The 21,632-nt window shown below is 71.7% G+C and carries 23 protein-coding genes; 9 read left to right on the top strand and 14 right to left on the bottom strand.

The annotated features are described in order from the left end of the window. Position 1 precedes the first annotated feature (1 nt). Positions 2–886, bottom strand: coding sequence for a DUF5926 family protein (locus tag EXU32_RS15015; protein ID WP_130630634.1), 885 nt, complete (start codon positions 884–886; stop codon positions 2–4). A gap of 59 nt (positions 887–945) precedes the next feature. Between EXU32_RS15015 and EXU32_RS15010 the strand changes: the two genes are divergently transcribed. The 3 genes from EXU32_RS15010 (at position 946) to EXU32_RS15000 (ending at position 3,240) form a co-directional block, all read left to right on the top strand. Continuing rightward, positions 946–1,467 (top strand): ATP-binding protein, encoded by a 522-nt coding sequence (locus EXU32_RS15010; RefSeq protein WP_242612806.1) that lies wholly within the window; start codon positions 946–948, stop codon positions 1,465–1,467. A 99-nt stretch (positions 1,468–1,566) separates the two neighbouring features. Beyond that, positions 1,567–2,658, top strand: coding sequence for a ribosome small subunit-dependent GTPase A (gene rsgA / locus EXU32_RS15005; RefSeq protein WP_130630633.1), 1,092 nt, complete (start codon positions 1,567–1,569; stop codon positions 2,656–2,658). Between the two features lie 135 nt (positions 2,659–2,793). Further along, entirely contained in the window at positions 2,794–3,240 is a 447-nt protein-coding gene (locus tag EXU32_RS15000) for a hypothetical protein (RefSeq protein WP_130630632.1), read from the top strand. Between the two features lie 40 nt (positions 3,241–3,280). On the opposite strand, the gene EXU32_RS14995 is transcribed toward EXU32_RS15000, so the two are convergent. Further along, on the bottom strand, positions 3,281–4,303 hold the full coding sequence (locus tag EXU32_RS14995; protein WP_130630631.1) for a pirin family protein: 1,023 nt from the start codon (positions 4,301–4,303) through the stop codon (positions 3,281–3,283). Positions 4,304–4,424: 121 nt separating this feature from the next. Between EXU32_RS14995 and EXU32_RS14990 the strand changes: the two genes are divergently transcribed. Beyond that, positions 4,425–5,339, top strand: coding sequence for a pseudouridine synthase (locus EXU32_RS14990; RefSeq protein ID WP_130630630.1), 915 nt, complete (start codon positions 4,425–4,427; stop codon positions 5,337–5,339). 238 nt (positions 5,340–5,577) lie between these two features. Here the strand turns inward: EXU32_RS14990 and EXU32_RS14985 are convergent, their stop codons facing one another. The 5 genes from EXU32_RS14985 to EXU32_RS14965 all read right to left on the bottom strand — a co-directional run bounded on the left by EXU32_RS14985 (position 5,578) and on the right by EXU32_RS14965 (position 10,353). Then, positions 5,578–7,212, bottom strand: coding sequence for an MDR family MFS transporter (locus tag EXU32_RS14985; protein ID WP_130630629.1), 1,635 nt, complete (start codon positions 7,210–7,212; stop codon positions 5,578–5,580). Beyond that, positions 7,209–7,718 carry a MarR family winged helix-turn-helix transcriptional regulator gene (locus tag EXU32_RS14980; protein ID WP_130630628.1) on the bottom strand — a complete coding sequence of 170 codons (510 nt, stop codon included), beginning with the start codon at positions 7,716–7,718 and terminating at the stop codon, positions 7,209–7,211. Before EXU32_RS14980 ends, EXU32_RS14985 begins: the two co-directional genes overlap by 4 nt. Before the next feature lie 76 nt (positions 7,719–7,794). Continuing rightward, positions 7,795–9,057: an amidohydrolase gene (locus EXU32_RS14975; RefSeq protein WP_130630627.1), complete on the bottom strand. Its 1,263-nt coding sequence runs from the start codon at positions 9,055–9,057 to the stop codon at positions 7,795–7,797. A 65-nt stretch (positions 9,058–9,122) separates the two neighbouring features. Continuing rightward, positions 9,123–9,755: a VOC family protein gene (locus tag EXU32_RS14970; protein WP_207233818.1), complete on the bottom strand. Its 633-nt coding sequence runs from the start codon at positions 9,753–9,755 to the stop codon at positions 9,123–9,125. Between the two features lie 7 nt (positions 9,756–9,762). Beyond that, on the bottom strand, positions 9,763–10,353 hold the full coding sequence (locus EXU32_RS14965) for a DUF664 domain-containing protein (RefSeq protein WP_130630626.1): 591 nt from the start codon (positions 10,351–10,353) through the stop codon (positions 9,763–9,765). Between the two features lie 111 nt (positions 10,354–10,464). On the opposite strand from EXU32_RS14965, the gene EXU32_RS14960 reads away from it, so the two are divergent. Further along, positions 10,465–11,448 (top strand): helix-turn-helix transcriptional regulator, encoded by a 984-nt coding sequence (locus EXU32_RS14960; RefSeq protein WP_130630625.1) that lies wholly within the window; start codon positions 10,465–10,467, stop codon positions 11,446–11,448. Positions 11,449–11,663: 215 nt separating this feature from the next. Here the strand turns inward: EXU32_RS14960 and EXU32_RS14955 are convergent, their stop codons facing one another. Beyond that, the gene (locus EXU32_RS14955; RefSeq protein ID WP_130630624.1) at positions 11,664–12,422 is read right to left on the bottom strand and encodes an SDR family oxidoreductase; all 759 of its coding nucleotides are present in this window, start codon (positions 12,420–12,422) and stop codon (positions 11,664–11,666) included. Positions 12,423–12,453: 31 nt separating this feature from the next. Further along, positions 12,454–13,518, bottom strand: a complete 1,065-nt coding sequence (locus EXU32_RS14950) for a phosphotransferase family protein (RefSeq protein WP_130630623.1) — start codon at positions 13,516–13,518, stop codon at positions 12,454–12,456. A gap of 211 nt (positions 13,519–13,729) precedes the next feature. Between EXU32_RS14950 and EXU32_RS14945 the strand changes: the two genes are divergently transcribed. Both EXU32_RS14945 and EXU32_RS14940 read left to right on the top strand, forming a co-directional pair. Further along, complete coding sequence (locus EXU32_RS14945; RefSeq protein WP_130630622.1) at positions 13,730–14,197, top strand: pyridoxamine 5'-phosphate oxidase family protein; 468 nt, start codon at positions 13,730–13,732, stop codon at positions 14,195–14,197. After that, on the top strand, positions 14,194–14,472 hold the full coding sequence (locus EXU32_RS14940; protein WP_130630621.1) for a WhiB family transcriptional regulator: 279 nt from the start codon (positions 14,194–14,196) through the stop codon (positions 14,470–14,472). Before EXU32_RS14945 ends, EXU32_RS14940 begins: the two co-directional genes overlap by 4 nt. Here the strand turns inward: EXU32_RS14940 and EXU32_RS14935 are convergent. Together EXU32_RS14935 and EXU32_RS14930 are read right to left on the bottom strand one after the other, a co-directional pair. Then, on the bottom strand, positions 14,469–15,359 hold the full coding sequence (locus EXU32_RS14935; RefSeq protein WP_165399701.1) for a diacylglycerol/lipid kinase family protein: 891 nt from the start codon (positions 15,357–15,359) through the stop codon (positions 14,469–14,471). The two genes, EXU32_RS14940 and EXU32_RS14935, sit on opposite strands and share 4 nt — an antisense overlap. Continuing rightward, a complete protein-coding gene (locus EXU32_RS14930) occupies positions 15,356–16,603 on the bottom strand; it encodes a beta-propeller fold lactonase family protein (protein ID WP_130630619.1) in 1,248 nt (415 codons plus the stop codon). Before EXU32_RS14930 ends, EXU32_RS14935 begins: the two co-directional genes overlap by 4 nt. A 157-nt stretch (positions 16,604–16,760) precedes the next feature. Between EXU32_RS14930 and EXU32_RS14925 the strand changes: the two genes are divergently transcribed. Then, the gene (locus EXU32_RS14925) at positions 16,761–17,495 is read left to right on the top strand and encodes a hypothetical protein (protein ID WP_130630618.1); all 735 of its coding nucleotides are present in this window, start codon (positions 16,761–16,763) and stop codon (positions 17,493–17,495) included. Positions 17,496–17,681: 186 nt separating this feature from the next. On the opposite strand, the gene EXU32_RS14920 is transcribed toward EXU32_RS14925, so the two are convergent. The 3 genes from EXU32_RS14920 to EXU32_RS14910 are packed head-to-tail and all read right to left on the bottom strand — an operon-like array spanning position 17,682 to position 20,919. Then, the gene (locus tag EXU32_RS14920) at positions 17,682–19,271 is read right to left on the bottom strand and encodes an ABC transporter permease (RefSeq protein ID WP_130630617.1); all 1,590 of its coding nucleotides are present in this window, start codon (positions 19,269–19,271) and stop codon (positions 17,682–17,684) included. Further along, positions 19,268–20,251, bottom strand: a complete 984-nt coding sequence (locus EXU32_RS14915; protein ID WP_130630616.1) for an ABC transporter ATP-binding protein — start codon at positions 20,249–20,251, stop codon at positions 19,268–19,270. Before EXU32_RS14915 ends, EXU32_RS14920 begins: the two co-directional genes overlap by 4 nt. Then, positions 20,248–20,919: a TetR/AcrR family transcriptional regulator gene (locus tag EXU32_RS14910; protein WP_165399700.1), complete on the bottom strand. Its 672-nt coding sequence runs from the start codon at positions 20,917–20,919 to the stop codon at positions 20,248–20,250. The genes EXU32_RS14915 and EXU32_RS14910 overlap by 4 nt, the downstream gene beginning before the upstream one ends. A 129-nt stretch (positions 20,920–21,048) precedes the next feature. Here EXU32_RS14910 and EXU32_RS14905 point away from each other — a divergent pair, with 129 nt between their 5' ends. Then, on the top strand, positions 21,049–21,609 hold the full coding sequence (locus EXU32_RS14905; protein ID WP_130630614.1) for a nucleotidyltransferase family protein: 561 nt from the start codon (positions 21,049–21,051) through the stop codon (positions 21,607–21,609). The last annotated feature ends 23 nt before the right edge of the window (positions 21,610–21,632 follow it).

The following is a 21,632-nucleotide window of genomic DNA, read 5'->3' as shown; positions in this document are numbered from 1 at the left end:
ATCAGCGCAGCGTCACCTGCCGCGAGAGCAGGCCGGACCGGGCCCGGCGCTCCTCGGCAGTGAGCTCGTCGGTGGCTGCGGCAGCCGAGGTGTACCGCTCGGCGAAGTCGGCGACGGCGCCCTCGTGCTCCGACGGCTCGGAGTCGGCGGGCACCTCCCACACGGGGACGAGGAGGCCACCGGCGCGGAAGGCGCCGAGGAGGCGACGCTCGTCGTCGAGGTGGGCCGCCCCCTTCGCGTGGAGCCGGGCGAGGGCCGTGGTCGCGGTGTCCTCGTCGTCGGCGAGGACGTGACGGATGTAGGTGCGCTCGCCGATCCGGCACCAGTAGGTGCTCGGGGTGCCGGCGATCGGGGAGGTCGGGACGACCGAGCCGTTGGCCTGCTCGAGCGACGCGGCGGCCTCACCGGTCAGCTCCTGGCCGTCGACCCAGAAGTCGAAGCCCTCGTGCACGGTGATCTCGAAGGGAGCGTCGGTGTCGATGAGCTCCTGCAACCGCGGCGTCTCCACGGTGGTGCGGGGCAGCTGCGGGATCGGGGCGCCCGGCTCGGTGGCGAGCGCGGTGAGCAGTGCCTGCGCGAGGTCACGGCTCGGGTCGCTGCTGCTGGAGCCGGACTGGCTGGCGATGAGGATCTCGCCGTCCTGCCGGCGCAGCGCCGGCCAGGCCATCGGCAGCACGCTCGCGAGGGTGACCGTCGCGGGGGAGCCCTCGGGGACGGCGCCCGCCTTGAGGGTCAGGACGGCCGTCGCCGCCGGGAGGATCTCGTAGGCGGCGACCCAGTCGGGCTCGCCCGGCAGCCCCTCGAAGGGGCGTGCCACATAGGGCGCGGGGGCGACCTTGGTGGTCTTGCCCTGCGTGTCCTTCTTACGACGAGATGCCTTACCCATGGCGGTCAGCGTAGGCCCTCGGCGTGGCCTGGTTGGGTAGCACCGCCAGAGCAGGGACAATGGCCGGGCCAGCGACCGCGACGAAGGGACCCTTCCAGATCATGGGCCAGGCACACGACGGCATCGACCCCGAGCGCACCGTCGACTCCTTCGGCGGTGAGATCGGCCGAGGCCAGGCGCGCACCATCCGCGCCCGCTGGGAGCTGCAGACCGTCACCAGGGTCCGTGAGGCGATCGCCCTGGACCTCACCGCGCGGGGGGTCTCCGACGAGATCGTCAGCGAGGCCGAGCTGGTCGCCACCGAGCTCGTGACCAACTCCCTTCGCCACGCCGCTCCGCTCTCGGACCGGACCGTGCGCATCCACTGGAAGGCGCGCGGCGACTCCGTCGAGATCGAGGTCAGCGACGGCGGAGCCGAGACCGAGCCGGCCCCGGCGCCGCGCCAGGTGTGGGCGACCTCCGGCCGTGGGCTGCGGATCGTGCGCAGCATCGCCCACGAGTGGGGCGTGCAGCGCGACGAGCGGCAGACGACCGTGTGGGCCGCGCTGGGTGGTCCCTCCCGCCGCCGGGTCGGTCCATGACGTCCCCGGCCGCGCCCCAGAGCCGCCGACGCACCTGAGCACCGCCCGACCGCGGTAATTCGGTGGCGGCCCGGGGCCCGTGGTGCCACCGTGGCCGGGATGACCGACACGACCGATCTGGTACCGCTGGGCTGGGACGACGCCTGGGCGGCCGCCTACCGCGAGACGAAGGGGGCGACCCCCTTCGCCCTCGAGCCCGGCCGCGTCGGCCGGGTCGACCGGGGCCGCGTCACCGTGCACACCACGGCCGGCCCAGTCCCCGCGCTCGTCCGCCTACCCGCCGGCAGTGATCTCGAGGACCAGCCGACGACCGGCGACTGGGTCGGCCTGGAGCGTCGTGACGACGGGGACGTCGTGCGCGTCGTCCTCCCCCGCCGCAGCTCGATCGTGCGCAAGGCCGCCGGTGAGCGCTCGGACGCGCAGGTCATGGCCGCCAACCTCGACCACGTGCTCGTCGCGGTGCCCTTCGAGACCCGGGTCAACCTGTCGACGATCGAGCGCTACCTCGTCGTCGCCTGGGAGTCGGGGGCCCAGCCGCTCGTCGTGCTGACCAAGACCGACCTGGCCTTCGACCCGGACGCCACGCGCGCCGAGGTCGAGGCGGCCGCCCCCGGGGTGGGCGTCCTGGCCGTCTCGGCCGAGACCGGCGAAGGCGTCGACGAGCTCGCCGCGGTCCTCGCCGGTGGCACGACCGCGCTCGTCGGCCAGTCGGGCGCGGGCAAGTCCACCCTCGTCAACGCCCTTGCGGGAGAGCCGGTCCAGGCGGTCTCGGACACGCGGCAGGACGGCAAGGGCCGGCACACGACGACCGCGCGCGAGCTCGTCCCGCTCGCCGACGGTGGGGTCCTCATCGACACCCCCGGCCTGCGCTCGATCGGTCTGCACGACGACGGCGAAGGGGTGGCCCTCACCTTCCCCGACGTCGAGGAGCTGATCGGGTCGTGCCGCTTCAGCGACTGCGGGCACGTGAGCGAGCCCGGGTGCGCGGTGCGCGCCGCGCTCGAGGAAGGTGATCTCGACGAGCGGCGCTGGCACAGCTGGCAGAAGCTGCAGCGCGAGGCCGAGTGGATCGCCATGCGCACCGACCCGGCCGCGCGGTCGGCCGCGCGCAGGCGGTGGGCGGCGACGGGCAAGGTCGGCAAGGCGCAGGCGGCGATCAAGCGGGGGCAGGACCCCTTCGCACGTTCCTAGGCCCGGTCTCGGCCTGGGGGGACGGACCGCTCACGGTGAGCGATGCCCGGCTGGCGTCCCTGCACAGGGCAGGGATCTCGCTGGAGCTCGAGATCTACGGTGAGTCCTCGACCATGTCGACCCCAGGGGAGTCCAGTGACACTGCGCACCAACGTCGTCGTCGGGGTGCTGGCCCTGACGCTCAGTGCTTGCTCCAGCGTCCGCTTGGGTGGGCAGGACCCCACGGACGAGCTGCCGAGCCCGAGCGAGGCCATGCAGCAGGCCGGACTGGAGCTGCCGGCCGGCGCGACGGATGTCACGATCACGTCGTCGGACCTGCCCGACCGCGAGCACGCATGGGCGTTGGCCTTCACGGCGCCGCGCGTCGAGGCCGAGGCCGTCTGCGAGCCGATGGGCGGAGCGGGCCGCCAGTCCTTCGTGCCGAAGATGCACCAGGAGCTCCTCGGTGACGTCGAGGCCGGCCCGGAGACTCGCGGGTGCAGCGCCTCGACCGGCAATGGCGGACTGTGGGGCCGCTTCGTGCTCATCGAGCCGGGCGACCCGGCCACAGTGCACGTCTCCTTGCAGCAGCTGACGCGCTGATCCCCCTTCGCCGACGGCTGGCGAAGGGGGACCTGCGGGCTCAGAGCACGTCGTGCCCGGGGTGTCCGCCGTGCTCCATCGCCTCGACGACCTCGAGCGCGGGACGGACCTTGGGCGTCTTGGGGATGACGCCGAGCCGACCGGCCTGGAAGTCCTCGAAGGCGGTGACGAGCTCCTCGCGGGTGTTCATCACGAAGGGCCCGTACGCGGCGACGGGCTCACGGATGGGACGGCCACCGAGCAGGATGACCTCGAGCGAGGCGCTGCGCGAGTCCTGCCGGTCGTCCGCCGCGATCTCGAGCGCGCCGCCGGAGCCGAAGACGGCGAGCTGACCCTCGCGGATCGGTCGCCGCTCGGGACCGGCGACGCCACGGCCGGAGAGCACATAGGCCAGGCCGTTGAAGTCCTCGGGCCACGGGATGTGCATCCGCGCGCCCGGGGCGATCGTCGTGTGGATCATCGAGATCGGGGTCGTCGTCATGCCGGGACCCTGGTGACCGTCGAGCTCGCCGGCGATGACGCGCAGCAGCGCGCCCCCGTCGTGGCTGGAGAGCAGACCGACCTGGCCGGAGCGGATGTCCTGGTACTTCGGGTCGGACATCTTCTGGTGGCTGGGCAGGTTGACCCACAGCTGGAGGCCGTGGAAGACGCCACCACCGACGACGAGCTCCTCCGGCGGGGCCTCGATGTGCAGCAGCCCGGACCCGGCGGTCATCCACTGGGTGTCGCCGTCGGTGATCAGGCCGCCGCCGCCGTGGGTGTCCTCGTGGGCGAAGGTGCCGTCGATGATGTAGGTGACGGTCTCGAAGCCGCGGTGAGGGTGCCAGCTGGTGCCGCGCGCCTCACCGGGGGCGTACTCGACCTCACCCATCTGGTCCATGTGGATGAAGGGGTCGAGGCGCGCCATGTCGACGCCGGCGAAGGCACGTCGGACGGGGAAGCCCTCGCCCTCGAAGCTCTTGGGCGCCGTGCTCACGGACAGGACCGGGCGCGAGATCGCGTCGGGGCGCGGCTGGGTCACGCGGGGGAGGGTGAGGATGTTGTCGACGGTCACGGCGGGCATCGGGTGCTCCTTCGGGTTGCGGTCACCTGTACCAACAGTAGTTGAAAATCAAACATTCCCCCTCGTGGTCCCTGAGGAGGTCGCGCAGCGACCATCTCGAAGGGCGCCTAGTCTCTCGATCGTGCCCCCACGCTCACCCCTCCCTGCCCGCCACGGGCTCAGCGCCGCGTGGGTGCGCACGCCCGACCTCGACCACGGGCGACCGCGACCGTGGTCGACGATGGCTGCGTGGCTGCGGGACAAGAGCCCGGACGAGGTCGACGTGGAGGGGATGCTCGCCGATGAGCGCTTCGTCTACGACGACGGGCGCGCGGTCCTGGCCGACGACGCCTACCGCCCGCACACCTTCGTGTGGTTCCACCGCGACCTGCGCGACGAGCCCGAGGTGCCCGGCGAGGTGACCGTCCTGCACCGCGACGAGCGGCTCGTCGTCGTGGACAAGCCGCCCTTCCTCTCGACGATCCCGCGAGGTCGACACGTGCGCCAGAGCGTGGTGGTCCGGCTGCGTGACGAGCTGGGTCTGCCAGAGCTCTCGCCGCTGCACCGCCTGGACCGGGTGACCTCCGGCGTGCTCATGCTGGCGACGGAGCGTCGGTGGCGCGGGCCGTACCAGACGCTCTTCGCCGACCGGCAGGTGCGCAAGACCTACCTGGCGCTGGCACCCTGCCGCGACGACCTGGCCCTGCCCGTCACGGTCCGCAACCACATCCACAAGACGCGCGGGGTGCTGCAGGCTCAGGTGGTGCCCGACGCCCCGGTCAACGCGGTGACCCAAATCGAGCTCGAGTCCCGGGTCGGGGACTTGGCGGTGTACCGGCTGACGCCGCAGACCGGGCGGACCCACCAGCTGCGCCTCCACCTGAACGATCTGGGCATCCCGATCGTGGGCGACCCGCTCTACCCGGTCGAGCTGGATGTCTCGGTCGACGACTTCTCCCGGCCGCTGCAGCTCCTGGCCAGCACCGTCGAGCTCGTGGACCCGATCGACGGCAGCGAGCGGCGGTTTGTGAGCGCTCGGCAATTCCCGCTCCTTTAGCTACCTGCGGGTACGACGTGCACTACATCGGTAGGCAGGGAGCAGAACCCCGGAAAATCAGGGGTTTCCGTCGGGCGGGAATGGCAAGTGGGTGTCGTACCCGCAAGTAACTCTGGCGCAGGTCGCCGTAGAGCTCGACTCGCCCCGCGGGTGCGTCACGCCGACGGCCCCGCCCCGCGGGTGCGGGACGGGGCCGAGCTCTACGGCGTGACGGCCGTCGAGCGACGAAGGGAGCGGCTCAGGCCCGCGGGGACGCCGTCAGCTGCGGCTCGGTGCTGCGCGGGTCGGCGTCGGGCGACTCCGAGGCGTAGGCGTCGAGCACGTGCTGGCCCGCGTCCTCGGCGGGGTGCTCCTCGTTGCTCTCGCGCAGCGGCGTGTGCGGGATGAAGAGGGTCGCGAGGAAGACCACGGCCAGGACCGGCAGGCCGAGGGTGAAGGCGTCACCGAGCTGCTGCGCCAGGCCCCACCGCACGGCCTCGGCGACCTGCGGAGGCAGCTGGCTGAGGGCGGAGGGGTCGAGCACGGCACCGGCGTCGATGTGCCCGGTGGCCGTGGCCGGCAGGCCGGACGGCAGGTGCGAGGCGATGCGCTCACCCAGACCGCTGGCCATGACCGTGCCGTAGATGGCGATGCCGACGGTCGAGCCGACGTTGCGGAAGAACTGGGTCGACGCGGTGGCGACGCCCATGTCCTTGCGGGAGACGACGTTCTGCACGATGAGCGTGTACTGCTGCATCGCCATGCCCAGGCCGATGCCGAGGACGACCATCGCCAGGGTGAGCTGACCGGCCGTGGCGTTGTGGTCCAGGCGGGTCAGCATGAAGACGCCGCCGCCCATGATCGCGATGCCGGCGAGCATGAAGGGCCGGTAGTGCCCGGTCCGCGTGATGAGCAGCCCGGTGAGGATGCCGCAGATGATGAAGCCGAGCATCAGCGGCATCAGGATCAGGCCGGAGTTGGTGGCGTTGACCCCGATGACTCCCTGCGCGTAGACGGGGATGTAGATGATCGAGCCGAACATCACGATGGCCACACCGAAGGACGCGACGAGGCTCAGCGCGATCGTGCGGTCGGCGAAGAGGCGCAGCGGGAGGATCGGCTCGACGGCGCGCAGCTGGATGAGGACGAAGGCGATGCCCGCGACGATGGCGATGCCGAAGAGGACGAGCGAGGTGGTCGAGCCCCAGGCCCACGAGGTCCCGCCGGAGGAGACGGCGACGAGGAGGGCGATGAGGGCGGTCGACAGGGTCGCGATGCCCGGGTAGTCGATGACCGCCTTGCGCGGCTCGTGCGGGATGTGGAGGAACTTGACGATGAAGGTCAGGGCGATCAGACCGACCGGGAGGGTGACGAAGAAGAGCCAGCGCCAGCCCAGGTGGTCGGTGACGACGCCTCCGGCCAGCGGCCCGGCGACCGAGGTGACGCCGAAGACGGCGCCCATGAAGCCCTGGTACTTGCCGCGCTGACGGGGCGGGATGATGTCGCCGATGATGGTCTGCGACAGGGGCATCAGGGTGCCCATGCCGAGGCCCTGGATGCCACGGGCGATGACGAGCATCCAGAAGCTCTGGGCGAAGCCGGCGAAGATCGTGCCGACCATGAAGACGATGATGCCGCCGATGTAGAAGGTGCGGCGGCCGTAGAGGTCGGACAGCTTGCCGACGATCGGCACGGTGACGGCGGAGACGAGCATGGCCGCGGTGGCGACCCAGCTGTAGTGGTCCATGCCGCCGAGCTCGGCGACGATGCGCGGCAGCGCCGGGCCGACGATCGTCTGGCTGACCGAGGCAACGAGCATGCCGAGCATCAGGCCGATGAAGACACGCCGATGCTCCTTGCTCATCTTGTAGGGAGCGGGGGCTGTCGTGCTCATGAAGCGGTCCTTGCGGTGGTGGGGAGTGGCGAAGGGCGGTGGGCGGCTTCGGCGTCGGTGGCGAGGTCGTCGCTGAGGCGGGTGAGGAGACGGTCGAGCTCGACGAGGTCCGCCTCGGGCCAGTCGACGAGGATCGCGCCCAGGAGGCCGGTGCGGGCGATGCGCTCGTCGTGCAGCGCCGTCCTGCCGGCCGGGCTGAGGCACACGGTGTAGGCGCGGCCGTCGCTCGGGTCGGGTGCCCGCTCGAGCAGGTCCTGCCTCTCGAGGTGGCTGACCCGACGGCTGATCGTCGACAGATCGTGCCCGAGGGCGGCGGCCAGCTTGGAGATGCGGATGCCGGCGTCGTGGGGGCAGTGCTCGAGGACGCCGAGGAGGGAGTAGTCGGTGCGGCTCATGGCCTGGGGGTCGGTGGCCTGCCGCCGGGCGATCATCTTGGCGAACTGACCGAAGACGCGACCCAGCGTCTCCTGCAGGTGGACCGCGACGGCCGGAGTGGTTGTGTGCACCCATCAACTATATACCTGCATGGCGCAACCAATCAAATGAGTCCGGGGCGGCCCCCGCCCCACCGGCGAAGGGGGGTCAGGCCCCCTTCGCCAGGTAGGACAGGACCGCGACCGTCATCGCGCTGGCGCCGGTGCGCAGGGTGGGCTCGGCCACGGGGGCGAAGGTGCTCGCGTGGTTGCCGGGGATCGTCGAGTTGAGCGTGCCGTCTGCCTCGGCGCGGTGGTAGGTCCCGGGGTCGAAGCCGCCCCAGACCCAGTAGAGGTACGGCGCACCGAGGGCCCGTGGGATGTGGCTGAAGTCCTCGCTGCCCGTCGACGGCTCCATCGCGATCGCCTTGTCGCCGAAGTGCTCGGTGAAGGCCGCCGACACCCGCGCGTGCACCTGCGGGGAGTTGTCGGTCAGCGGGAAGGGGTCTGTGTACTCGAAGTCCGGAGGCCGGGGCGAGCCGGACGCCTCGCACTCCGCCCGCACGATCCGCTCGACCGCCGCCTGCAGCCGGGTGCGGGTCGCGTCGTCGTAGCTGCGCAGGTTGAGCAGCAGGGTGGCGGTGCCGGGGATGACATTGCTCTTGGAGCCCGCCTGCAGGCTGCCGACCGTCACGACGCCGAACTGGCCGGGCGCGAGCTCGCGGGCCACGATCCCCTGCAGCCGCACGACGATCGAGCTGGCGAGCAGGACGGCGTCGATGCCCATGTGCGGCATCGACCCGTGCGTCCCGCGGCCGTGCACGGTGACCTTGATGCTGTCGGCCGCCGACATCGCCGGGCCGGGTCGGCTGGCGACGGTGTCGTGGGGCAGGCCCATGACGTGCTGGCCCAGCGCCACGTCGGGGGTCGGGATTGCCGCCGCCAGACCACCGTCGACCATCGAGGCGGCGCCGGTGCCGACCTCCTCGGCCGGCTGGAAGAGGGCGGTGAAGGTGCCCGACCAGGTCTCGCGGTGCTCCGCGAGCAGCTGGGCCGTGGCGAGCAGGCAGGTGACGTGCATGTCGTGGCCGCACGCGTGCATGACGGGCACCGCGCGCCCCTCGGCATCGGTCGCGGTGGCGGTCGAGGCGTAGGGCAGGCCGCTCTCCTCGAGCACGGGCAGGGCGTCCATGTCCGCGCGGGAGAGGACCGTGGGGCCGTCGCCGTTGCGCAGCACCCCGACCAGGCCCGTCGGGCCGATCTCGGTCGTCACCTCGTAGCCGAGCTCACGCAGCCGGACGGCGACAATGCCGGAGGTGCGCTGCTCCTGGAAGCTCAGCTCCGGGTGGCTGTGCAGGTCCTCGTAGAGGTCGAGGTGCGCCGGCACCAGCTCGTCGAGGTGGGTCAGCAGGGTCTGTGCAGCAGTGACCATGGCTCCAGTCTGCACCCGCCCGCGAGAAGGGCAGTGAGTGCGCACGACCTCAAGGAGATGCGCGCTCAGGCGGGTTGCTGGATCAGGAGGGTGGGGGTGCCCAGCGCGGGGTCGCGGACGGTGGCGACCCGGGTGCCGGGCTTGCGCCCGACCCGGACCTCGGAGACTTCCACGCCGGCGCCGACCAGGCGCTCTCGGGTTGCCTCGAGATCCCTTGTGCGCCAGGCGATCCCACCGAAGACGTCGGGGCCGTCGACCCCCTTCGTCGGGGCCACGACCTCGACCACCGCATCACCGCAGCGGAAGAAGAGCCCGCGGAAGCCGTGCTCCTCCAGCCGGCGGTCCAGCCGCAGCTCCAGACCGAGCCGGGCGCCGTGGTCGGCAGCGGCCCGCTCGGGGTCACCGGTCCGCACGACGACGTGGTCGAGGGCGAGGTCGCTCCCTTCGCCGGGGACGAAGGGGGCCAGTCGCCACCGCAGACCGCCCACGTCGAAGCCGCTTGCGTCACCTTCGAGCCCGCGTCGCTGGAGCAGGCGCTCGGTCGCGGCCACGTCGTCGACGCCGAGGACGAGCGCGGCCAGGCTGCCGTCGTCGCCGGCCTCGACCAGCACCTCCCGGTCGAGCGCGCCGAAGCGCCGCCACGCGGCCTGCGTGGCGGCGACGTCGGGGGAGCTGATGACGAGTCCGGTGATCCTCACCCGGACATCATGACGTGGCGGGCTCCTTGGCGGACCAGGGCTGGGCGAAGGGGGTCGCCGGTCGCCCCGTGTCGGCGAGGACGAGCTCGCCGCTCTGCGCCCCGTCGATCTGCTCGCGGATGATGTCGGCGTGGCCGGCGTGCCGGGCCAGCTCCTCGATGACGTGGACGAGGGAGTAGCGCAGCTTGACGTCCGAGCTGGTCATCTGGCCGAACCACGGGGCCGGCGGGACGCTCGAGTCGGCATCGGCGTCGCGGGAGGCGACCCACTCGACGATCGCGACCCGGCGCCGGTCGAAGACCTCGATCGTCCCCGCCAGGGTCTCGTCGTCACGCAGCGCGAAGGTGTCCATGAAGGCCGCGAAGGCGTCGGCGCTGACCTCGCCGCCCTCCTCGACGCGTCCCTGCTTGTCCTCGGGCGGAGCGATGACATAGCTCGTGTGCTTGATGATCCCGCCGATCGACAGCGCTGACCGGGTCGGGGTGAGGCGGGCCTGCTCCTCGGTCAGGCCGTGGGCGCTGGCGCGCAGCGCCTCGAGCTGCTGGTCGACGTACTCGGCGTAGCCGGTGCTCTCGTCGTGGACGGCCGGTGCGTACATGGGGTGCTCCTTGTCTCGGTGTGCGAAGGGAGGTCCCTCGCCCTTCGTCTGAGATCCACTGTCGACCCCATTGCGGACACTTCCTGTCACCAATGGGAGGAGGATGGGTGCATGGCCGAGACGACCGAGCGTGTGCTGCGCCTGCTGGGGCTCTTCGAGACCCGGTCGGTGTGGACCGGGCCCGAGCTGACCGAGGTGCTCGGGGTGACCACCCGCACCCTGCGCCGGGACGTCGAGCGGCTGCGCGACCTCGGCTATCCCGTCGCGGCGACCCCCGGGGTCGGGGGTGGCTACCGGCTCGGCTCGGGCGGGCGGATGCCGCCGCTCCTGCTCGAGGAGGACGAGGTCGTGGCGGTGGCCGTCGCCCTTCGCGTTGGCGCACAAGGGATCTCGGCGATCGGGGAGCCGGCTGTCCGCGCGCTCACCAAGCTCGACCAGGTGATGCCGCCTCGTCTGCGCGGCGAGGTCGCGGCGATCGCCGACGCGACCGCACTGCTGCCCGGCGCCACCGACGACGTCGACACGGGGGTCCTCGTCGTTCTCGCCCACGCGATCCGCGACCGGGTGCGGGCCCGCTTCGGCTACACGGGTCGCACGGGCGAGGCGAGCGAGCGCGATGTCGAGCCCTACCGCCTCGTCGCGACCGGCAGGCGGTGGTACCTGCTCGCCTGGGACGGGCGAAGGGAGGACTGGCGCACCTTCCGCCTGGACAGGATGGCGGGGGTGCGGGCCTCGACCTTCCGCTTCACCCCGCGGCCGGCGCCGGATGCGGTGGAGCACGTGCGCCGTGCGGTGACCCGTGCTGGCTACGCCCATCGGGTGCGGGTGCGCCTCACGGCGGAGGTCGACGCGGTGCGCCGCCGCGTACCGGCGGCCTACGGCGTCGCCACCGAGGTCCGGCCGGGCATCACCGACGTCGAGTCGCACGCCGACGACCTGGCCGACCTCGCCCGCCATCTGACGCTGGCGGCCTTCGACCTCGGCGCGACGCTCGAGGTTCTCGACCCACCCGAGTTGGCCGACGCGATCGACGACTTCACCGCCCGTCTGGCCGCCACGCACGGTACCGAGATGGCGCAGGCCGAAGGGGGGTGACGGCGCACATCAGGCCGAGGTCAGTGACGACAACTGCCGGTACCGAGGTGGCGCAGGCCGAAGGGGGATGACGGCGCACATCAGGCCGAAGTCAGTGACGACAACCGCCGGCGGCAGCGAGACGAAGGACTTCGGCGGGCGCCGTCACCCCCCTTCGACCGGAGCCGGCCCTTCGAGACGGTCGCGGGGCGACCTCCTCAGGGACCGGGGGAGATTCAGAGCAGCTTGCGCACGACCGACAGCGGCAAGACCCTCATCGCCGAGCCCACAGCCACCCAGGGCCTCGGCGGGACGAGCGCCTTGGCCTTGCGGCCCTCGATCGCGACGACCATCGCGCGCACGCCGACCTCGGTGTCGACCATGAACTTCGTCTGCTGCTCGACCTTCTCGTTCATCTCCGTGCGGATGTACCCGGGGAAGAGCACGGTGACGTCGATGTCGAGGTCGGGCTTGCCGATCATCTCGGAGCGGATGCCCTCGCCGAGCGAGGCGAGGAAGGCCTTGGAGGCGCCGTAGGTCGTCATCGACTTGGGCATGCCACGCAGCGCGGTGACCGAGGAGATGAGCACGAGGTGGCCGGCCTTCTGCTCGCGGAAGATCGCCATCGCGGCCTCGGTCTGGATCGCGGCGCCGAGGACGTTGGTCTCGATGGTCTGCCGGTTGGCGTAGTGGCTGCCCTTGCCGTAGGGCGCGCCCTTGCCGAGGCCGGCGTTGACGACCACGCGATCGAGGCGACCGAGGTCTCCCTTCGCCTGGTCGAAGACCCGCGTGACGGCGTCGTCGTCGGTGACGTCGAGGGCATAGGTCTCGACCCGGCGCGCGGGGTGGGCGGCGGTGATCTCGGCCTTGAGCGCGTCGAGGCGATCGGTGCGGCGTGCGGTGAGCGCGAGGTCGTGCCCGAGCGCGGCGAACTGGCGGGCCATCTCGGCGCCGAGCCCGGAGCTGGCGCCGGTGATGAGGGTCGTGAAGGTCATGGAGTGCTCCTGGGGTGTGGCGAAGGGGGGCTCAGCCGATGAGGGAACGGCAGCGGGTCTCGAGGTGGGTGACCATCGGGCCGAAGACCGCGAAGCGTGGGTTGGTCGTCTTGCCGGCACGGTAGCGCTGGTAGATCTGCTGGGCGATGCCGGCGAGGCGAAAGTGCCCGAAGGCCTCGTAGAAGGTCAGGTCGCGGTCACTCACCTCGAGTCCTCGTGCGGCGCAGTACCGCTCGACGATCTCGGCGCGGGTGAGCATGCCGGGCAGGTGCGTCGGCTGCAGGCGAAGGGAGAGTGACGTCGCGTCGTCGTCGGCATGGGTCCAGTAGGCGAGGGCCGCGCCGAGGTCCATGAGCGGGTCGCCGACGGTCGCGAGCTCCCAGTCGAGGACGCCGACGACCCGGGTCGGGTCGTCGGCGTCGAGCACGAGGTTGTCGAGCCGGAAGTCGTTGTGGATCAGGGCGTGCGGTCGATCGGCGGGCTGGTGCTCCGTGACCCAGTCGATGACCTCGGCGAAGTCGGGCACGTCGTCGGTGGCCGCCGCGTGGAAGCGCTTGATCCAGCTCTCGACCTGACGCCGGACGTAGCCCTCGCCCCGGTCGAGCGCGGCCAGGTCGGGGACGGCGCTGACGTCCACCTCGTGGAGCTCGACCAGGGTGGCCAGTGCGTTGTCGGACAGGGCCCGTGCCTGCTCGGGGTCGAGAGTGACTCCTTGCGGCAGGTCCTTGCCCAGGACCGTGCCCTCGACCTTGTCCATGACGTAGAAGTCGCAGCCGAGGACCGACTCGTCGGTGCACAGCGCGACCATGCCGGGCACGTGCGGGAAGGCCTGGCCGAGCGCGGCCTGCAGGTCGTGCTCGCGGTGCATGTTGTGGGCCGAGCCGCCGAGGGCACCGTGGGGTGGGCGGCGCAGGACGAGCGCCCTTGTGGGCCAGCGCAGCTCGTAGGTGAGGTTGGAGGCCCCGCCCTCGAACTGGCGGACCTGCGGGTCGCCCTCGAGCTGCGCAGCGAGGTCGTCGCCGACCTGCCCGCGCAGCCACGTGGCCACCCGGGTCACGTCGAAGGTGTCCTCCTCGCGGACTGCTCCCGAGCTCATCGCGACTCCATTCCTGAATCGAGGTTCATGCTGGTGAACCTACCCGTTCGGCGGACCGGACCATCAAGCCGCGGGCCGCCGTCGCGACCTCGCTGACTCGGGCCTCTCGCCCCTGCGACGCCTCTATTATTCACGGACAAAAACGTATAAAATAATCAGACCCCAACCACAAGGAGCGCTCCTCACCGGACGCAGATGCCAGGAGGTCACCATGACAACCATCCAGAGCCCCGGCCGATCACCCGCACCGGTCGACCACCGTGGGTTGGACGTGCTCAACCTCGACGAGTGCCTGCTGCGCATCGCCTCGCGTCCGATGGGCCGAGTTGCCTTCCAGGACAAGGGCGAGGTGATCGTCCTCCCGGTCAACCACGTCATCGACGAGAGCACCATCGCCTTCCGCACCCGATGGGACTCGTCCCTCGCGGCGGCCGTCAACCACGAGTCGGTGACCTTCCAGGTCGACCACTACGACCCCTTGCAGCACACGGGGTGGAGCGTCCTCGTGCGCGGGGCAGCCGACACGGTCTCCGACCCGGCCGTCTGCGCGCGCTTCGAGGAGCTGCTCGACGTCCCGTGGGAGGGCCACCCGGAGGAGACCTTCTGGACGGCGATCCGTCTGCAGGAGGTCAGCGGGCGCGAGCTGGCCTCGAGCCGCAGCGAGTGTGGCTGCTGTTGAACCCGAGGGGCCGGGGTCGACCAGGGCGTGACGCCCCGGGTTGGCGTGAGCTCGCGGCCTGCGAGGGAGAAGACCTCGACACCTTCTTCCCCGTCGGCTCCGCAGGACCCGCGCTGTGGCAGGAGCGCCGGGCGAAGTCGATCTGTGCCGGCTGCCCGGTGGCCGAGGAGTGCCTCTCCCATGCGCTGCGCACGGGCCAGGACCACGGCATCTGGGGCGGCCTGACGAGCGAGGAGCGGCGGGACCTGCGACGCAGGGGGGAGCAAGGCGCCTAGCGGGAGCGCACGAGCAGCGCGTGCTGCAGGCAGCGCACGTGCAGCCGCCGCGCCGGCCCGACGACGTCGCCGTCGAGCTGGACGTGCAGCGGCTCCTCGCTGACGATCTCGACCTCGCGGGAGGCTCGGGTCGACAGCCCGGCGACATCGCCGGGGAGGCGGAAGACTCCCTTCGCCGCCACGCCGACCCAGTGGCCGGGACGCGTCACGGTCATCTCGAGCACGTCGAAGAGACCGTCGTCGACGAGCCCACCTGGCGCGATGTGCACCCCGGCGCGCACCCGGGTGCAGTTGGCCGCGAGCACACTCCACACCCGCATGTGCTCGGGGTCGCCGCCGTCGTGGCGGACGGTCACGGGCACCGGCCGGCGCAGCGCGCTGACCGCGGCCGGCGCGACATAGGCGGGCCAGCCGATCCGCTCCTTGAGCGCTGGCCGGGTGGCCGCGACGGTCGCCGCGTCGTGTCCCATCCCCGCCAGCACGACGAAGGGGAGGTCCCTCACCTCGTCGTCCACGTGCGCGATCCCCAGGTCGACCGGTCGGGCGCGGCCGGTGAGCGCCACCTGCACCGCGGCGGGGATGCTGCGCGGGAGCGAGAGGTTGTGTGCGAGCAGGTTGGCCGTGCCGGTGGGGACGATGGCCAGCTCGACGCCGGTGCCCGACAGGCCGTGGGCGACCGCTCGCACCGTGCCGTCGCCCCCGGCGACGACCACCAGCTCGACACCCTCGGCGGCTGCGTCGCTCGCCTGCGATCGCCCGGTCTCCTCGCGGGTCGTCAGGTGCACCGTCGGTGGCGGCCAGCCGGCCTCGGTGGCCGCCGCGGTGACCCGGTCGAGGACTCGCTCCCAACCCCCCTTCGAGGGGTTGAGGACGAGCGCGACCCTCACGCGGCGTGGGAGTCGTCGAAGACCACGATCGAGCCGCCGTAGCTGGCGACCCACACGCGCTTCTTGGTGGGCTCGTAGGTGATGCCGATGGGCAGGCCGTCGGTCTGCTCGGTCTGGACGACCTCGAAGTCCTTGGTGGCGATCTTGCTCACCGTGCTGCTGGCGTAGTTGCCGACGTAGAGGGCGCCACCGTCGGGGCTGATCGCCATCGAGCGGGGCTGGCTGCCGACCTTGGCCTCGCGCAGGGTCTTGCCGGTGGCGGCGTCGACCTCGCTCACGGTGCCCGAGCCGTTGTTGGAGACGTAGAGCCGCGAGCCGTCGGGGGAGACGAGCAGGTGGCGGGGCCCGTCACCCGTGTCGGCGAAGTCGACGACCTCGCCAGAGCCGAGGTCGACCTTGACCGTCTCGTCGGAGCCCATGATCGCCACGTAGGCGACCTTGTCGTCGGGGCTGATCGCGATGCCGCGGGGGTGCTTGCCGGGCAGCTGGATCGTCTCGGTGACCTTGTTGGTCTTGGTGTCGACGACGTCCATGTCCATCGAGCACCAGTTGGTGACGAGCACCTTGGAGCCGTCGTGGGTGGCGGCGACGTACTTGGGGACGGCGCCGACCTGGACGACGTCGGTGATCTTCAGGCTCGCGGTGTCGATCTTGTAGAGGTAGCTGTCGGAGATGCCCTCGGGGCCGACGCAGGCGTCCTTGCCCTCGGGCTCGAAGCCCTGGCCGTACATCGAGTAGTTGCTCACCCACGCGGTCTTGCCGTCGGGGCTGAAGGCCATCTCGACCGGCGCGCCCTTGCTCGTGCCCGGGTGCCCCTTGACGCCGAAGTCGGACAGGTCGACCGCGTCGGAGATCGTCTTGTGCAGCGCGCCGTCGGCGGTGAAGGCGCTGACGGTGTGCGTGTACATCATGTTCTGCGCGAAGACCTGGCCGGAGGGCGAGGCGACGACGGACTTGGGCGTCAGCTCACCGGTGAGGCGCTGCACGCGGACCATCGTCGAGTCGGCCGGGGCGGCGGGCTTGCCGGTCACCGCGGCGCTCTCCTTGGGGGCAGGCTTCTCGACCTTGGCGGGTGCGGGTGACGCGGTGGGCGGCGCGCTCGCGGGAGCCTTGGCGGCGGAGGCGCTGCCGTCGCCACCGATGAGCTTGCCGATGCACAGCACGAGCACGAGCAGGACGATGACGAGCGCAGCCAGGGCGACACGGCGCCGCCGGACAAAGACCGGGTCGTTGTTGATCTTCACGGGGACACACCTCGGAGTCGATTCCTGCGAACCTACGACCGGTCGCTGCCCGGGCGGTGGAGGCGCACCGGGGTCGGCCAAAGCCCTGCCAAACGATGACGAAGGAGGGGCCTGCGGCTGATGTGCCGGGCGTGGGTGTCCTCGTAGCGTCGGCGTCGTGGCAGAGACACAGGTCTACGAGATGGAGATCGACGGGCGGGAGCACCGCGTCGAGACCTCCGTCGGGGACGGCTGGCGCAACGAGGCCACGTGGTGGGTCGACGGCGAGGAGATCGCGACCGCCACATCGCGCGTGGAGGACAACCTGTACCTCGTGGTCAGCGAGGACCACGAGCTCGCCGCCTCGCTCGGCGCGGTCCGGGCGCGGTTCACCGGGCTGAGCAAGCCACTGCGCGCCACGTGGTTCGAGGGCGAGCGGCGGACGGCCGAGGCCGCTGCCCGGATCGGCGTGGGCGGGCTCGACCTCGTGCCGGAGCCGGGCTCGCCCGCCGCGCTCCGGGAGGAGCGGGTGAGGTTGCGGCCGGGACGCCACGCCTCGCTGCACGTGGCCAAGGGGGTGGCAAATGTCGTCGTGCCGATCCTCATCGGCATCGTCTTCTTCTGGCTGGTCCGCCGGTTCGGCCTGCCCTCGATCCCGTGGCCCTCGATCCCCTTGCCCGACGTGGACCTGCCGTCGATCCCGTGGCCGTCGATCGACCTGCCGGCGGTGCCGTGGCCCGACTGGGAGCTGCCGGGTTGGGTGCGCTGGGCGCTGGACCACGTCAAGTACATGGTGCCGATCATCATCGGCCTCGCGCTCGCGCGCAGCGAGGTGCGGCGTCGCCGCCAGCAGGACGAGCTTCGCGCGCGGAGGGCCGCAGGGGGTCCCTCCGCGCGCGGCGACGGTCGGTGAGGTCAGCGGCAATGTGTGGTGGGTCAGCGGCAATGTGTGGTGGGTCAGCGGCGACGCCCGGTTAGTTACCTGCGGGTACGACTACCACTACTGACGTAGACCGACAGGAGAACCCTGGATTTCCGGGGTTCCGCTTGCGCACTACGTCTGTAGCGCACGTCGTACCCGCGCGTAACAAACCGGGTCTCACCGGTGCGGGATGTCCCGCCGGGTGAACCCGAGGAGCCCGAGCCCTGCGAGCCCCACCCCGAAGACCCCCGCGACAAGCGCCCCGGTGACGTCGAGGCTCTCCGCCGGGACATCGCCGACGAGGCCGAAGGGCGCCCACTCGATCAGCCAGCTCGGTAGATCGAGCCCCGGCCCCATGTAGCCGATGACCGCGGCGACGCCGAAGACCGCCCAGGCCGCGGCCTGGGCCCGAGGCCACCAGCCGAAGAGCGCCAGCGAGAGCCCGGCGAGCAGCAGCATCACCGGCAGGTACTGCGCCGAGGCGAGGAGCAGCGTCGGGATCCACGACGAGTCGCCCAGTGCCGCAGCGGTGCTCACCGCGAGCGCCAGCCCTCCGGCGCCGCCGACGAGCAGCGTGCCGAGCGTGATGACCACGAGGTGCGGGGTGAGCCAGGCGACGCGACCACGGGCCTCGCTCAGCTGCAGCTCGAGCCGGCCGGAGACCTCCTCCTTGCGCAGGGAGCCGAGCGCCTGCAGGACGTAGCCACCGACGAGCAGCGCGAGCAGCAGGACAAACATCGCGGCCATCGGCTCGACGATGCCGGCCTCGCCACCTGCCAGCCAGGCCGCGAGGTCGGGGTTGCCCTTGATCGCGTCGATGACGGTCTGCATGAGCGAGCCGTAGGTGCCCATGAGGACCGCGGTCAGCACGGCCCAGCCGAGTGTCACGGTGCGGTGATCGCGCAGCGCGAGGCCGAAGGGGGCGACCAGCCCGGCACTCGCCCGGTGCGGCCCGACCCGGGCGGCGACGAGTGAGCCGCCGACGTCGCGGGCGGTGGAGAGCCACAGCGCCAGCACGAGCAGGAGCAGGGCGACCCCGACGCTCGGGACGAAGGGGAGCGCTCGCGGCTCACCGAAGGCGGCCACCTTGTCGTACCAACCGAGCGGCGAGACCCACAGCAGCCAGGTCTCGTCGACCGCTCCCGCGCCGCGGACGAGGTAGGCGAGCAGGGCGACGGTGAGGCTGGCGGCCCAGGCCGATCGGGTGTGACCGAAGGCCTGCGCCGCAACGGTGCTCACGCCGACGAAGACCGCGCCCAGCGATGCGACCGCCGCTCCGTAGACGAGGGCCCCGAGCGCGTCGGCTCCGACGACGACGAAGGCGAGCGCGGTGAGCAGGCCCAGCCCCACGAGGGCGACGAGCGACAGGGCGACGGCCGCGAGGAGGGGCGCCTGTCGCCCGACCCGGGAGGCCAGCAGCAGCTCGAGGCGGCCGGCTTCCTCCTCCCTTCGAGTCCCGCGGAGCGTGAGGGCGATCGCCAGGAGCGGGACGGCGAAGGCCATGACGAAGCCGAGCTCGTTGACCATCGCCCCACCGAGGGTGTCGGTGCCCGCAACGACGCCGTTGAGCACTCGCATGCCGGGACCCGTGGTCGTCTCGGCGTAGGAGCGCAGCTTGTCGGGGGTGTCGTAGAGGCTGGTGATCGACGAGGTGGTCAGCAGCACGACGGCGAAGAGCCCCAGGACCCAGCCGAGCACGACCTTCCACCCGGTGTGCCACTGCACCCGCAGGCTGGTCCCGACCCCGGCGGCACTGAGGGCACTCACCGCTGCACCCCGACCCCGTCGCTCCCTTGGGTCCCACGTTCCGCGTGGGCGGAGGCCGCCCCGCGGCCGTCTCGAAGGGAGTCCCCCTCCCGGTACTGCTCGAGGAAGAGGTCGTCCAGGCTCGGCGGGGTGATGGTCAGCGTGTGCACCCCGGCGGCGTGGATCCGGCCGACGACCTCGCTCACCGCGGTCGCCTCGACGTGACAGCGGGTGTCGAAGCGGCCGTCGATGCTCCCTTCGTCCAGCGCGGTGACGCCGGCCAGCCCGGCGAGGCCGGGGGCGGCGTCGGTGACGGCATGCACGTGGCTGCTCGTGCTGCGGCGCAGGTCGGCGAGCGTGCCCGTGGTGACGGTCCGGCCGGCGCGGATGATGCTCACCCGGTCGGCCAGCGCCTCGACCTCACCGAGGATGTGGCTCGAGAGCAGCACCGTCGTGCCGTCGGCGACGCGCTCGCGGACCACGTCCTGGAAGACCTGCTCCATGAGTGGGTCGAGGCCCGAGGTCGGCTCGTCGAGGAGCAGCAGGTCGACGTCCGCGGCGAGGGCGGAGATGAGCGAGACCTTCTGCTTGTTGCCGGTGGAGTAGTCGCGCGTCCGCTTGCGGGTGTCGAGGTCGAATCGCTCGACGAGGTCCGCGCGGCGCGCCTCGTCCAGACCGCCGTGCGCCCTGCCGAGGACGTCGATGCACTGGCCGCCGGTCAGGCCGGGCCAGAGGGTGACGCCGGCGGGGACGTAGGCGAGCCGCCGGTGCAGCTCGACGGCGTCGTGCCACGGATCACCGCCGAGCACGCTCACCTCACCGGCCTCGGCCCGAGTGAGTCCGAGGAGGACGCGGATGGTCGTGGACTTGCCCGCGCCGTTGGGTCCGAGGAACCCGTGCACCTCGCCGGGAGCCACGCTCAGGTCCAGCCCGTCGAGGGCGTGGGTGTGGCCGTAGGTCTTGTGCAGGCCGCGGGCGTCGATGATGGCTGACGTGCTCATGGGGTCTCCTCGAGCGAAGGGGGCTGGGTCCCGATCGCGCTGTCTTCACCTGTATCGGATGAGGGCAATATTGCTGCATAGAAGCGCATCGCCTCGTCGGCCCAGCGAGCCAGGCCCGCCCCGTGGAGGGGGTCGAAGCCCAGGACCTGGTGCCAGTGATCGGCGAGGAAGAGGGTCCCGAGGTCGGAGGACATCGCCAGGGCGGCGCGGGTCTCGGGGTCGGGCCCGGCGATGAGCTTGCCGGCGGCATCCCACGCGCGGAAGATCTCGACGGTGCGGCGGTGCCAGTCGCGCAGCAGCTGGGTGGCGACCGGGTCGCCGGTCATCAGCAGCCGACGCAGGTAGGGGATGACGGGGGAGCCCTCGGGCAGAGCCTGCTGGAGCACCTCGCCGATCGAGGACCACTCGCCGGCCTGCATGTCCTCGGCCAGGCCGGTGTCGGTCGAGAGGTCGAAGAGCTCGTCCATCCACGCCCGGACGTGCTCGACGACCGCCTCGCGCAGGCCGGCCTTGGAGCCGAAGTGGTGGACGACGAGGGCGGGGGAGACATCGGCCAGCTCGGCGACCTGGCGCATGGTCACCCGGTCCTCACCGTGAGCGGCGAAGAGCTCGAGGGCGGCATCGCGCACCCGCGCCCGGGCGGTGCGATCGTCGGTTGCTGAACTCACGTTCAGCACACTAAACGTGCGTTCAGTGTCCGGTCAAGGAGTCGCATCTCCTTAAGGTCGTGCGCACGTGGGTGCGAATTTCCTTAAGGTCGTGCGCACGCGGGTGCGAATTTCCTTAAGGTCGTGCGCATGGACAGGGTGCAGGGACTGCTGCTGGCCGCCGGAGCCGGGCGCCGCATGGGGATGCCCAAGGCCCTCAAGTCCGACCCCGACGGGACCTCGTGGCTGGCCCGGGCGGTCAGCGTCCTGGACGAAGGGGGTTGTGCCGCAGTCACCGTCGTCCTCGGCGCGAGCGGACCTGCCGCAGAGCTGGCGCTGCCGCGCACCGACTACACGCACTGCCCCGACTGGGCCGACGGGCTCGGCGCCTCGCTCGCCCACGGCCTGCGCGCCCTCGACCCGACCAGCGCGACCGCCGCGCTGATCCACCTCGTCGACCTGCCGGACGTCACCGCCGAGGTGGCCGCGCGGCTGCTGGAGGGAGAGGTGCGGGGAGACTCCCTTCGTCGGGCGGTGTACTCGGGCGTCGTCGGCCATCCGGTGCTCATCGGGCGCGACCACTGGGCCCCGCTCGTCGCCGAGCTCGCGGGCGACCGCGGCGCCGGCGCCTACCTGCGTCGGCACGGCGCCGACGAGATCGAGTGCGGCGACCTGGCAACGGGCGAGGACAGGGACTCGCCCCAGGAGTGAGGAGCCGCGAGCGGGTAGACATG

Origin of the sequence: Janibacter limosus (genome assembly GCF_004295485.1) — a bacterium.
Classification (GTDB): Bacteria; Actinomycetota; Actinomycetes; order Actinomycetales; family Dermatophilaceae; genus Janibacter; species Janibacter limosus_A.
Note: the sequence above shows the minus strand (reverse complement) of the source record. Positions and strands in the feature narration are given on the sequence as shown.

What these genes read in the sequence shown, in the direction of transcription:
- EXU32_RS14915 (WP_130630616.1), bottom strand. Translation starts at nt 20,251, where the DNA reads ATGAGCACGTCAGCCATCATCGACGCCCGCGGCCTGCACAAGACCTAC.
- EXU32_RS14950 (WP_130630623.1), bottom strand. Translation starts at nt 13,518, where the DNA reads ATGAGCTCGGGAGCAGTCCGCGAGGAGGACACCTTCGACGTGACCCGG.
- EXU32_RS14945 (WP_130630622.1), top strand. Translation starts at nt 13,730, where the DNA reads ATGACAACCATCCAGAGCCCCGGCCGATCACCCGCACCGGTCGACCAC.
- EXU32_RS14995 (WP_130630631.1), bottom strand. Translation starts at nt 4,303, where the DNA reads ATGCCCGCCGTGACCGTCGACAACATCCTCACCCTCCCCCGCGTGACC.
- EXU32_RS14955 (WP_130630624.1), bottom strand. Translation starts at nt 12,422, where the DNA reads ATGACCTTCACGACCCTCATCACCGGCGCCAGCTCCGGGCTCGGCGCC.
- EXU32_RS14905 (WP_130630614.1), top strand. Translation starts at nt 21,049, where the DNA reads ATGGACAGGGTGCAGGGACTGCTGCTGGCCGCCGGAGCCGGGCGCCGC.
- EXU32_RS15015 (WP_130630634.1), bottom strand. Translation starts at nt 886, where the DNA reads ATGGGTAAGGCATCTCGTCGTAAGAAGGACACGCAGGGCAAGACCACC.
- EXU32_RS14975 (WP_130630627.1), bottom strand. Translation starts at nt 9,057, where the DNA reads ATGGTCACTGCTGCACAGACCCTGCTGACCCACCTCGACGAGCTGGTG.
- EXU32_RS15010 (WP_242612806.1), top strand. Translation starts at nt 946, where the DNA reads ATGGCCGGGCCAGCGACCGCGACGAAGGGACCCTTCCAGATCATGGGC.
- rsgA (WP_130630633.1), top strand. Translation starts at nt 1,567, where the DNA reads ATGACCGACACGACCGATCTGGTACCGCTGGGCTGGGACGACGCCTGG.
- EXU32_RS14965 (WP_130630626.1), bottom strand. Translation starts at nt 10,353, where the DNA reads ATGTACGCACCGGCCGTCCACGACGAGAGCACCGGCTACGCCGAGTAC.
- EXU32_RS14985 (WP_130630629.1), bottom strand. Translation starts at nt 7,212, where the DNA reads ATGAGCACGACAGCCCCCGCTCCCTACAAGATGAGCAAGGAGCATCGG.
- EXU32_RS14960 (WP_130630625.1), top strand. Translation starts at nt 10,465, where the DNA reads ATGGCCGAGACGACCGAGCGTGTGCTGCGCCTGCTGGGGCTCTTCGAG.